Genomic DNA, 12,023 nt, shown 5'->3' on the forward strand with positions numbered 1-12,023 from the left:
TTTTTACTCTTTCAATCTTTCAAAGAACAATCTAAAGGAATTAACCTTTGTGGAGCTAATCGGGATCGAACCGATAACCTCCGCCTTGCAAGGGCGGCGCTCTCCCAGTTGAGCTATAGCCCCAAAAACTAATCAAAGTTTTTTGGGGTGATAGTTATCTTAACACACCCATTATGTGGGCCTGAGTAGAATTGAACTACTGACCTCACGCTTATCAGGCGTGCGCTCTAACCATCTGAGCTACAGGCCCATTGATTTTCTTAGACAACAAAAAATCATCCCGAAAAAAAATTCAAGATGAAATTGTGGCCTGAGCATCACTAATTAAAGAACAAAAAAAATAAAAGAGTGAGACGTAAGTGTCAATTTCGGTTCCGGATTACTCTTAGAAAGGAGGTGATCCAGCCGCACCTTCCGGTACGGCTACCTTGTTACGACTTAGCCCCAGTCACCGGTTTTACCTTAAACAGCTCCCTCCTTGCGGTTAGGACGCTGGCTTTGGGTACCCCCGGGCTTCCATGGCTTGACGGGCGGTGTGTACAAGGCCCGGGAACGTATTCACCGCGGCGTGCTGATCCGCGATTACTAGCAATTCCAACTTCATGGAGTCGAGTTGCAGACTCCAATCCGAACTGAGGATACTTTTGAGGGATTGGCTCCACCTCGCGGTTTCGCTGCCCGTTGTTGTATCCATTGTAGCACGTGTGTGGCCCTAGGCGTAAGGGCCATGCGGACTTGACGTCATCCCCACCTTCCTCACTACTTGCGTAGGCAGTCCCATTAAAGTGCTCAGCATTACCTGATGGCAACTAATGGTAGGGGTTGCGCTCGTTGCGGGACTTAACCCAACACCTCACGGCACGAGCTGACGACAGCCATGCAGCACCTGTACAACAGCCCCGAAGGGAAGGGTACTTTCATACCCGGTCTATTGCATTTCAAGCCTAGGTAAGGTTCTTCGCGTTGCATCGAATTAAACCACATGCTCCACTGCTTGTGCGGGCCCCCGTCAATTCCTTTGAGTTTCAACCTTGCGATCGTACTCCCCAGGTGGAATACTTAATGCGTTAGCTTCGGTACCGAACCTTTCGATCCGACACCTAGTATTCATCGTTTACAGCGTGGACTACCAGGGTATCTAATCCTGTTTGCTCCCCACGCTTTCGCGCCTTAGCGTCAGTATAGGACCAAGAGACCGCCTTCGCCACTGGTGTTCTTCCAGATATCTACGTATTTCACCACTACACCTGGAATTCCATCTCTCTCTTCCGTACTCAAGATTAGCAGTCTCAAAGGCAGTTCTACAGTTAAGCTGTAGGATTTCACCTCTGACTTGCTAACCCGCCTGCGCGCCCTTTACACCCAGTGAATCCGGACAACGCTTGCCCCCTACGTATTACCGCGGCTGCTGGCACGTAGTTAGCCGGGGCTTTCTCTGAGGGTACAGTCAATTTCCGAGTCGATCGGAATTATTCTTCCCCTCTAACAGGAGTTTACAACCTTACGGCATTCATCCTCCACGCGGCGTTGCTGGGTCACCCTTTCGGGCATTGCCCAATATTCCTCACTGCTGCCTCCCGTAGGAGTCTGGACCGTGTCTCAGTTCCAGTGTGGCTGATCATCCTCTCAGACCAGCTACTGATCGTAGCCTTGGTGGGCCGTTACCTCACCAACTAGCTAATCAGACGCAAGCCCATCTTTAGACGTCGTATAGACTTTAACAACATCACCATGTGGTGCCGCTGCATCATTCGGTATTAGCCCCGATTTCTCGGGGTTATTCCAAATCTAAAGGTAGGTTACTTACGTGTTACTCACCCGTGCGCCACTTTACTAAAGATATTGCTACCTTATTCTCGTAGACTTGCATGTGTTAAGCACGCCGCCAGCGTTCGTCCTGAGCCAGGATCAAACTCTCCGTAGTAGAGTTTAATACTTGTGTAATCTGGCGTGTATTTGTACGCTTTGTTGAAACCGTTTAATTAACAGATTAAACGCACTCACTCTTTCAAAGAACAAAATAAAACCTTCAAAAATGAAGGGCTGTAAATTTAATCTCTTTATTTAATAAAGTCAAATAGGAATGAGAATAAAATTTCGTTTCAATTTTTTATCATTGGGACATCAGTTAGTAAAGAACATTCAAACAAGGCTTCCAAATATATTCTTTAATACATCAAAGTCAAGTCACGTTAATTGTTTATAATTGTTACTATCGAGAGTAAAATAGCAGCTATACTAGCCAGTAAACTCATATACACTGAATATTCAAGAATGTAGGATCTTAATGTGCGTAAATTTTCTTTCGGCACATAAATATAATCCCCTTCTTCGATTGTTACATCTTCTCGTAACGGTGATATCCATGCCCTCGATCCTCCTTTAATTACCATTATTTCATCCTCTTCTGCAAGTTCACCAATTCCGCTAGCTTCATTAACGTAATAGTTATAATCTTTTCCTTCTATATAAGTCACATGTCCAGGTCTTAGTACCTGTCCAAATACATAAATTGAATTTTGGATCGGAGGAATAATAATTACATCGCCAGTCTGAACAATATACTTTGCAATATCTGACTCCGGATCTTTAATTTTCCTAAAATCCAAAGAGCTTCCTTCAATTAGTACTCTTAATTGATTTTCCAAATTAAAATAGTTTGTATCATCCGTTACTACATTTGACATACGATACATCAGAGCTAGTTCAAGGTTCAAAATTATATTTCGATATTTTGGATCTTCGAGATCCGGCTGTTCATCAAGTTTAATCTTGTATTGATTTTCTAAAAGCTTTGAAAGACTGTTCGCTGAATAAACTCTCGCTCGTTTCAACGATGCTTCCGGTGTAAACCAGCCACAAGATTCTAGTACTTCATAAAGTGTTGTGCTGTTTTTTGTGATTGGGATAACGCCGGGCATAGTAACTTCACCTATAACAGTAACCGCATAGTTTTTTCTTTGAGTTTCTGGTGCTAGAAATCTGAATCTATCACCCCGCTGAATCTCAAATTCTCCATCAATTTTCATTTTGGAAATAACTTGAGATTGGCCATCATAGGAAAGTCTTGATACTTCAACACTATCAACATTTTCATAAGCAGGATTAATTCCATCAACGAGTTCGAGTGCATCTCCTAACTTATCGCCTTCCACAAATAAAAAAGTACCCGGACTATTTACTACTCCGGAAACAGCAAAGAAATTTCTTGACACATCATTTGAAGGAAATACGATGACATCGTCATTCTTAAGGTAAGGATTATTTGAAAAATCTCCATTCAATCTGAATTTTTGTAAATCGACGATTAACTCCTCACCATTTGCACGTTTAAGTCTTATTCCTCTCAAAGCATAATTCGATAGTTCATCCTTTAATTTCCTGTATATCTCAGGATCAGAAGTAATTCTTAATGTTAAGTCAACTGCTTCAGCATACATTCTTGTAATGAATTCATCTACTCTGTCTGTAACAAGAGCGGGATAAGTTCCATTTATCGGGAATGTTCCGCCAATTGTCACACTAATCTTTCCAACAGAAAATGCATCCCCGCTTACTTTTGTATCTTGAGTAAATTGGGGATATGCTGTCATAGCAAAAATCATCAGGAAACAAAATAGAGTAGCTGCTTTCATTTTATTAAACCTCATTCTCCACAGTATTATCTGGAAGAATATTGTAATTTATAATAGTTCTGATAGTCACCGGATATTATTTCTTTCCACCATTTCTCGTTCTCTAAATACCAATTAATGGTGTTCTTGATGGCAGATTCAAAAGAAAAGTCTGGCTGCCAGTTGAGTTCATTTTTTATTTTTGTAGAATTGATGGCATATCTTCTATCGTGACCAGGTCTGTCCTTCACATATTGAATCAACTCCTCGGATTTTCCCAAATGCTTTAGAATTAATTTTACAATTTCGATGTTAGGTTTTTCCGTGCTTGCACCAATGTTGTAAACCTCTCCAATTTTCCCCTTCTCCAAAACAAGCTCAACTGCTTTGTTGTGATCAATCACAAAAATCCAATCACGCACATTCATTCCATCTCCATAAACAGGAAGCTTTTTATTATTCATCGCATTTATTATCATCAGTGGAATTAATTTTTCCGGGAATTGATACAATCCATAATTATTAGAACATCTGGTAATTACAACCGGGACATGATATGTGTGGTGAAAAGCGAGTGCCATCATATCTGCAGAAGCTTTACTTGCAGCATACGGACTGTTCGGCTGCAGCGGAGTTGTTTCTTCAAATTGTCCCTCCGGACCAAGACTGCCGTATACTTCATCAGTTGATATCTGAACAAATTTTTCAACACCAAATCTTTTTGCATTTTCAAGAAGAACGTTTGTGCCAAGTACGTTTGTTCTGAAAAAAACTTCAGAGCCGAGTATGCTTCTATCAACGTGTGACTCAGCCGCAAAATTTATGACATGAGTAATTTCATATTTCTGAAAGAGATAGCTGACTAATTCATCATTTACAATATCGCCCTTAACGAAACTATAGTTGGGATGATTTTCAACATCTTTAAGATTATTGAGATTTCCAGCATAAGTAAGTTTGTCAAGATTAACTATAAAAACATCGCTGCGATTTTTTAAGATATGATTTATAAAATTGCTGCCAATAAATCCGGCTCCGCCGGTAACTAAAATTTTCTTCATATTAAAAAGAGAAAAATCCTATGAATATTCCTGATTGTATAAAAAATGAATTGCCGTTCAAGTCGGATGGAATTCCAGAAACACTTTGATCGTTATCTGCCGTCCAGTCATCCGCAAATGTAATTTGATAACCCGCACCTAACCTAATTGATACGAATCGATAGACCGGGTAATCAAGATTTATAGTCGGAGTGAACATCCAATAACTGTTCTTTAATTTTCGATAGTAACTATTTGAATTAATATTTGGATCAGCAAGTTCTTCCCAGGTACCTTCCCAGGTAAATTCACCAGAACTGCTGTACATATCTATTTCTAAATTTCCTGCACCAATTGCCGCACCTACAGAAACCCCGATATCTTTAATAAATGGAAGTGTGTATTCAAGTGTAACTCCACCACCTCCAAGATTGTAAGTCACTTCTCTGTTAACATCATCTATTGTTTCCGAAACTGATTTTGAGCCTCCGTAACCCATTCCTCCAATACGAAGATTCTTAACAAAACCAACATAAAGATATCCGGCAATTCCTGATGAATAAAAACCACTTGTTGAAAGTTCTGCCATTCCAATTTGATTTAGTTGATTGTTTACTGGATCGATATTCGGCATATACCATGCAGGAACATATCCAATTCCACCTCCGAACGGTGCATCAAAAAATTGCCCGGATTGACTATAAACGAATGAAGTCGTTAAGAAAAGACCGGCAATCAATAATTTTTTATACATATAATTCCATTAAATAATTTATAAATTTACCAAAGGGCTTTAGGAATTCCAAAGAATGAGTGTTTCTAAAATTACTGGCAAATTTATTTATCCAAACAGATTTGAATAAGTCACTAATTCAGTATAATAAATGAAAAAAGTATTACTAACAGGCGGGAGCGGATTGCTCGGTCAATACCTGAATCTCGCCATTTCAAGAAAGTTCAATTTACACACAACATATAAAAACAATCCCGGTAATTGTAAAGACTTTTCACACACAGTTGTTGATATACTAAATGAAAATGAACTACAGAAATTATTTGAAAATGTTAAACCTGATATTGTTATTCACTCAGCAGCAATCACTAATCCTGTTCCGAAAACAAAGCAGTCAGCCAAAGAATACTTTAATACAAATGTAACTGCGACTAGAAATATTGCGCAGCTATGCAGTCAATACAAATCTAAGATGATTTATATTTCCACAGATCTTGTTTATGCAGGTTATCGTGGTTCTTTCCTGAAAGAAGATGCAAAACTAATTCCTGCAACTTTGTATGCAGAGACAAAACTTGTCGGTGAAACAAAAGTGAAAGAATCAATTGATAATTATTTGATACTTAGAACAGCATTGCTTTATGGAATTGGTTTAAATCATTCTCGCTGTCATTTTCAAACCATGTATGATGATTTGAAAATCGGTAAACCAACAAAACTATTTATAGATCAGTACCGAACTCCCATATCATTGGCTGATTCTGCGAAGATTATCACAGAGTTAACAGCAATGGATTTAAAAGGTGATACTATAAATCTTGGAGGAAGAGATAGAGTTTCGAGATATGAATTGGGGGAAATGCTGTGTTCGGTTGCAGGCTTGGATAAAAATCTTCTTCAAAAAATTACGATGGATGAAATTCCGAATTTTCCCAAAGTTGAAGATGTTTCTTTAAACACTGAAAAACTTCAGTTACTCGGATTAAAATCAAGAAGCATTGAAGAAAATATTTCTGAAATTATTCGTGTCAATTCGTGAAACTTGCCTGACGGCAGTCAGGTTCGTGGCTAATTTTCGGTAGCTCTCAAAACGATCACACCTAAATGTCTTTTGTATTTCATAAGATAATCTGCAAGTGGTTCTTTTGTAATGTGAACTCGAGTGTTTACGGTTGGTGCATGCATCAAATATATTCTTCCATCATCCATTTTTAAAGCAATTCCTACGTGACCGATGTCCAATCCCTCAACTGTGGTTGTTATTGCTATCAAATCCCCATTTTGGATTAAATTTTCTTTAGATTCCAATTCATCTTTTGGTATGAAATAATATTCTCTGCAGCTAATTTCTTTTTCTTGTTTTTGAATAATAGAAATGAACTCCGGATTTTCTTTCAAGTGTTTGTAACTCTCAGGATGAGTTGACATAAAATCAATTTTGAATTTTATCTTCTCACCCCCAATTTCTTCAGTAACATCTTTTACAATTCCCTTCTTCACATTGTCATATATCCAATCTGAAAAATAATGCAGACGGGATGGATACTGATCGATCACTCCATCGCGATAACGGATTAATTGAAGTTCACTCACATAATCTTCGAAAGACGTTTTACCTTCTTTTACACACCGTGCGAGAACAAGTGCGTTTTCCAGAAAAGTTGTACAGTCAAGTCCGGTAAGATTTATTACAAGCTGTTCGTCACCATCTTTTTCCAAACCGTGAGCAAGATAATCTGTTCCAATAAAACTTTTTCCAATTTCAACGATTATATCTGCGATTGGTTTTTCAGCAAGATTCTTTTCAACAGCTAACTCAAACTTTGAATTGCAAACTTCAACATCCTGTTCAGAAAATATTTGTGCTTGCAGATTAAAGAAAGTGAATATAAGGAATGCAAAAGTGAGGCGAATCAATTTTTAATTTTTAATTGTTAATTTTTAATTGATTAAATAATATCTTCATCAACCGGCATTGAAGTGAATTCTTCAAGCTGACGTGCGTGTGCAAGATTTTCAAACCGTGCATACTCTTTCACAAATGCAAGCTTCACTGTTCCTGTCGGACCATTTCTCTGCTTACCAACGATAACTTCTGCAACACCTTCAAGCGACTCACCATTTTCATCTTTTTCTATTCCGTAATATTCAGGTCGGTTGAGAAACATAACAACGTCAGCATCCTGTTCAATTGAGCCTGACTCTCTTAAATCAGAAAGCTGCGGACGTTTATCCGATCGTGCTTCAACTGCTCGGTTTAACTGTGCAAGTGCCATCACAGGAATATTCAGCTCTTTCGCAAGTGATTTTAATGAACGGGAGATGTGTGAGATTTCTCTTTCTCTTGATTCAGCACTTGCTGGTCCGGTCATTAGCTGAAGATAGTCAATAATAATAAGTCCGATTCCTTTCTCAGCTTTTAATCTTCTGGCTTTCGCTCTTATTTCAAGAACAGTTGAGGCAGGTGTATCGTCAACATAAATTGGTGCATCGGTTAATTTATGAACTGTTTTGCTAAGCTTCGGCCCTTCTGAGTGCGGTAGTTTTCCTGTTCTTACAAGATGAGCATTTATTCTCGCTTCAGCACAAATCATTCTGATTATAAGCTGCATTGTTGCCATTTCAAGACTAAAAATTCCAACCGGAACTTTGTGATCAATCGCAGCATTACGAGCAATTGATAAAGCCAGTGCTGTTTTACCAATTGAAGGACGAGCCGCAAGAATTACCAGATCAGATTTCTGAAGTCCGCCGAGAATTTCATCAAGCTCATAAAATCCTGTTGGTACGGAAAATTTTTGCTGAGTTGATGAGTGAATTCTTTCAATATACTCCATTGCGTCTCTAACTGCTCTGTCCATTCCCTGGTAAGATTTTGAAAGATGACTTTCTGTTATTTCAAATATTCTTCGCTCGGCGTCATCGAGAATATCAAACGCATCTGCTGAACCTTCGTACGCATTCTTTGCTATTTCGTGAGCACTTGTTATCAATCCTCTCAATATTTGTTTTTCAAGAATTATCTTTGCATGGTATTCAATGTTAGCTGCGGAAGGAATGTTCTGCGAAAGCTTGCTGAGATAAACTGCACCGCCTGCTTCTTCGAGCTCGCCGCGCTTCTTTAATTCTTCGTAGAGAGTAACCGTATCAATCGGTTCATCGGAATCGAACAGTGATTGCATCGCCTCGAAAATTATCCGATGAGATTTTACATAAAAACTTTCCGGCGAGAGCATCTCCAGTGCTTTCGGCACTGCTTCTTTCTCAATCATCATTGCACCGAGAACGGATGCTTCTATCTCAGGTGCTGACGGCGGTTTTATATCGGAAGCATTTGAATTATCAAACCCGTTTCCGTTGCTATTTGCTTTTCTTGTTTTTGCCATTGATGAGGAAAAAAGATCCGGCAGTTGCCGGATTAAGATTTTAAGTTCTTTTTAATTACACTCGGAAATTCGTAAATGTTTTTCTAAGAAGCAATTGAAAGAAAAATTATTTGCGTTTTTATTCTAAATAATTATAATCCGGATGCGAACTCGCAGTCAGCTCGTCCATAGAACTCCTTTGGAGAAGCATAGGTTAGTTGAATTATTAATTTGTGATTACAAACTCTACGGGACTAGTTTCTTTTATTTTAACATTATCGAAGAAACAATAATTTTTAACAAAAGCTTTATAATTCCCTGCCGGTAAAATTAATTTTGGATCTCTTGCTGATGAGTTCGGCGCTATCCAATAATCTCTAAATATTCCACCGTTTTTTACTTCATCACCCAGAATAACTTGGGGAAATGATAATCCATCAACAGATGTTGCAATAATGGAATCATTCTGATGAATTTCAAAAAAGACTGGTATTCCGGTATAATGATAAGATAAATCTCTACCACTTAGATTCACTAACGAGAATCTCATCTCGAAATCATCACCACTTTTGAAGGTTGTTTTTTCAACACCATTACTGTCATAAAGCTTAAATTGTGTATTGACACCATTAATCCCAACGCTTGAATTATCTTCATTGCAAGCAATTAAGAAAATCCCAGCAAACAAAAGGAAATAAATTATTTTCATTTTATACTCCTTTAATTTTTTATCCAGCTAACGACGTTGCGCCTAACCCGCCGCCCATAACAAGGAAGCCGAGTAAAACACAACTGATAAATATTTAGCCGTAGGTGCTTATCTTGCGTCAGCAAAGCACCGAAGGCAAGTTAATTAATTAGAACGAACACTTAGAACAAAATGCCGAACAAAAACTAAACGCCAAAAATTATAAAATCGCCGAACTAAAATGGCGGTCGGGTTGAGGCGCTGGTTAGGCATAATATAATTTTAATTTGATATTACTTTTTAGTTTTTTCTATCATCCAATTTGGAATATCATTACAAATAGGAGATAAAAAGATAGTTCCTTCTTCGTAAGTATCAGAGTTTGACATCACATAAAATCTTGAATCATTCTTTGAGTAAATTAAAATTTCACTTGTTGAATCATAGTTACAAGGTTCAAATTCAATTGCTGGCTTATGATATGTTGTTTGCAAATTTACAATCTTAACTGGTCTGCCATTTTTAATAAAATAGATTCTACTTTGCTCAGTAGATATTGGTTTGCATTCAAAACCTAGTTTGTTTGTAATTATATTACTAGGCAATCCAATACTTTCATCTCCTTGAGCTACAGCCATAGAATCCCAATCAAAATTTGTCAGCTTTTCGAAAGATAATTCTTGAATATTCCTACTTTTTTGAAAATCATAGAAACATTGTTCAAGTTGTGAATAGAAATTGTTTTTAATCTCATATCCAGAATCACAACTAATCAATAGAATACTTAAAAATAAAAGTAGAATTGATTTGAATAATTTCATTGAATTTTACTTATGCCTAACAGCGTTGCAACTAACAAGCAGCTGCAAAGTTTTTATTGTTAATATTTTGTTTAACTGACAATGTTATTTATTTATTAAAAACTTTTCCTTACTGAACCAACTCAAACTGCATATACCAAGACCTGTATGAAGCCGTCTTTGTTGAGTTGCTTGTTAGGCATTAATTTTCCACAAATTGAGTGGTTACTTGTTCTCCAATTTTTAAACTATTGTAAATATTCATAAAATCCTCCCAATCACTATCTTCTATTGATTCATGAGTAACGTTCCGCTGATAAAACATTACATCTTGCAAAATAGATGTTGAATCATTCATTTCTATAATCTCATAAAATAGACCGTGCGCTTTATCAAAGAATTCACAACCTAAAAACAGATTATCATTTTGACCTTTATTTATTTTAAATGATACCGTTTCAGGAAATTTTTCCACAACCACAGCAACAATGGGTTCCTCGAAAATCATATGTTTATATTCTTCAGGCATAATGGGTATTCCTGTGGGTTCTTCATTTGAATCATTGTGGCTAACTAAGAATGGTCGAGTGGTATTAAATTCATGATTACTCTTGATATTAGCAAGGCCCGAATTAATATAATTACAGAATAGATGAATAATTTTTCCCTCAATTAGATATTCCCTATCACCCCAAGGTATTTTATAATATTCTTTTGGGAAGATTTTTTTTGTGCTCGCTAAAAATGGCAAATTATTGAAGACATATTTGTCATTGAACTTTGATATATAACCAAATTGGGTATGATCATAACCTATATCAGTAATTAAATTATACTCGAATACAATACCACAATAAACACTGTAGTTTTCACCAGAAAATCCAGAACTACTTGAATACACTGTACTAAAAAAACGCCCGATGACAAATAATATCATCACCAAAAAGATGATTGTAGAAATGAGAATAATTGAAACCTTTTTTAATATTTTATACAATTTCAATTTAATGCCTAACTATTACTTATACTGCCAAATTTCCGCATAACACTCTGGCAGCAAGAAGGTTATATTCCAATTAAAACTTTTATTATTTGTTATTTTCAAAACTTCTTGCGGCATATCATTCCTGATATTAAAAAGTGTTATCCAGCATTCTTTTTTAAATCTCTCATCCCGTCATTCCATGTTTATCGGTTAACATTTTCCCCTCTGGATTTGCTGTATGTCGGGGTAAGCAAATAAAGACGATTCAAACTTATTCAGGTTTCATTTTAATTTCAACTAAACCCTTCAAATTCTTCAAATTTCTTATCCAACTTTGGAAATGCCACTCTGACCGATTAAAGTCCTATTTCCAGTTTTGGAAATGCCATCCTAAAGCTTCAGAGCCCTATTTCCAACTTTGGAAATGCAACTCTAACCGACTAAAGCCCTATTTCCAGTTTTGGAAATGCCATCCTAAAGCTTTAGATCCCTATTTCCAATTTTAGAAATACCACCATAATCGACTAAAGTCCTATTTCCGGTTTTGGAAATGCCATTCTAAAGCTTCAGAGCCCTATTCGCAAATTTCGGAATGCCATTCTAAACGTTCAGAGTCCTATTCGGAAAATTACGAAAGGCATCCTAAAAGCTCAAAGTCCCATTCGGAAAATTCAGAATGCCACTTTTAAGCTTAAAACACGTATTCGTAAAATCCAGAATGCTATTCTAACTGTTCAGAGCCCCTTTCGTAAAGTTCCGAAAGCCACTCTGAAACTTTAGACCCCTATTCGTAAATCT

General features: G+C 37.2%; 9 protein-coding genes, 2 tRNA genes and 1 rRNA gene. 1 reads left to right on the forward strand and 11 read right to left on the reverse strand.

Annotation, left to right across the window (positions count from 1 at the left end; translation table 11 throughout):
- Positions 1 to 50: 50 nt before the first annotated feature.
- The 6 genes from IPM14_09855 to IPM14_09880 all read right to left on the reverse strand — a co-directional run bounded on the left by IPM14_09855 (position 51) and on the right by IPM14_09880 (position 5,408).
- Positions 51 to 123 (reverse strand) — tRNA-Ala (locus tag IPM14_09855).
- A gap of 53 nt (positions 124 to 176) precedes the next feature.
- A tRNA-Ile gene (locus IPM14_09860) sits at positions 177 to 250 on the reverse strand.
- 139 nt (positions 251 to 389) lie between these two features.
- Positions 390 to 1,924, reverse strand: a 16S ribosomal RNA gene (locus IPM14_09865).
- 268 nt (positions 1,925 to 2,192) lie between these two features.
- The gene (locus IPM14_09870) at positions 2,193 to 3,635 is read right to left on the reverse strand and encodes an SLBB domain-containing protein (protein ID MBK9098398.1); all 1,443 of its coding nucleotides are present in this window, start codon (positions 3,633 to 3,635) and stop codon (positions 2,193 to 2,195) included.
- A gap of 26 nt (positions 3,636 to 3,661) precedes the next feature.
- Positions 3,662 to 4,675 (reverse strand): dTDP-glucose 4,6-dehydratase, encoded by a 1,014-nt coding sequence (gene rfbB, locus IPM14_09875; GenBank protein MBK9098399.1) that lies wholly within the window; start codon positions 4,673 to 4,675, stop codon positions 3,662 to 3,664.
- Position 4,676: 1 nt separating this feature from the next.
- Complete coding sequence (locus tag IPM14_09880; GenBank protein ID MBK9098400.1) at positions 4,677 to 5,408, reverse strand: hypothetical protein; 732 nt, start codon at positions 5,406 to 5,408, stop codon at positions 4,677 to 4,679.
- Positions 5,409 to 5,538: 130 nt separating this feature from the next.
- Between IPM14_09880 and IPM14_09885 the strand changes: the two genes are divergently transcribed.
- Positions 5,539 to 6,426, forward strand: coding sequence for an NAD(P)-dependent oxidoreductase (locus IPM14_09885; protein ID MBK9098401.1), 888 nt, complete (start codon positions 5,539 to 5,541; stop codon positions 6,424 to 6,426).
- Between the two features lie 29 nt (positions 6,427 to 6,455).
- On the opposite strand, the gene IPM14_09890 is transcribed toward IPM14_09885, so the two are convergent.
- The 5 genes from IPM14_09890 to IPM14_09910 form a co-directional block, all read right to left on the reverse strand.
- Entirely contained in the window at positions 6,456 to 7,304 is an 849-nt protein-coding gene (locus tag IPM14_09890; GenBank protein MBK9098402.1) for a DUF1460 domain-containing protein, read from the reverse strand.
- 32 nt (positions 7,305 to 7,336) lie between these two features.
- On the reverse strand, positions 7,337 to 8,773 hold the full coding sequence (gene dnaB, locus IPM14_09895) for a replicative DNA helicase (GenBank protein ID MBK9098403.1): 1,437 nt from the start codon (positions 8,771 to 8,773) through the stop codon (positions 7,337 to 7,339).
- Between the two features lie 205 nt (positions 8,774 to 8,978).
- A complete protein-coding gene (locus IPM14_09900; protein MBK9098404.1) occupies positions 8,979 to 9,461 on the reverse strand; it encodes a hypothetical protein in 483 nt (160 codons plus the stop codon).
- A gap of 272 nt (positions 9,462 to 9,733) precedes the next feature.
- Complete coding sequence (locus IPM14_09905; GenBank protein ID MBK9098405.1) at positions 9,734 to 10,261, reverse strand: hypothetical protein; 528 nt, start codon at positions 10,259 to 10,261, stop codon at positions 9,734 to 9,736.
- Positions 10,262 to 10,442: 181 nt separating this feature from the next.
- A complete protein-coding gene (locus IPM14_09910) occupies positions 10,443 to 11,237 on the reverse strand; it encodes a hypothetical protein (protein MBK9098406.1) in 795 nt (264 codons plus the stop codon).
- Between the last annotated feature and the right edge of the window lie 786 nt (positions 11,238 to 12,023).

It is taken from the genome of bacterium (genome assembly GCA_016716565.1).
Taxonomy (GTDB): Bacteria; Bacteroidota; Ignavibacteria; order Ignavibacteriales; family Ignavibacteriaceae; genus IGN2.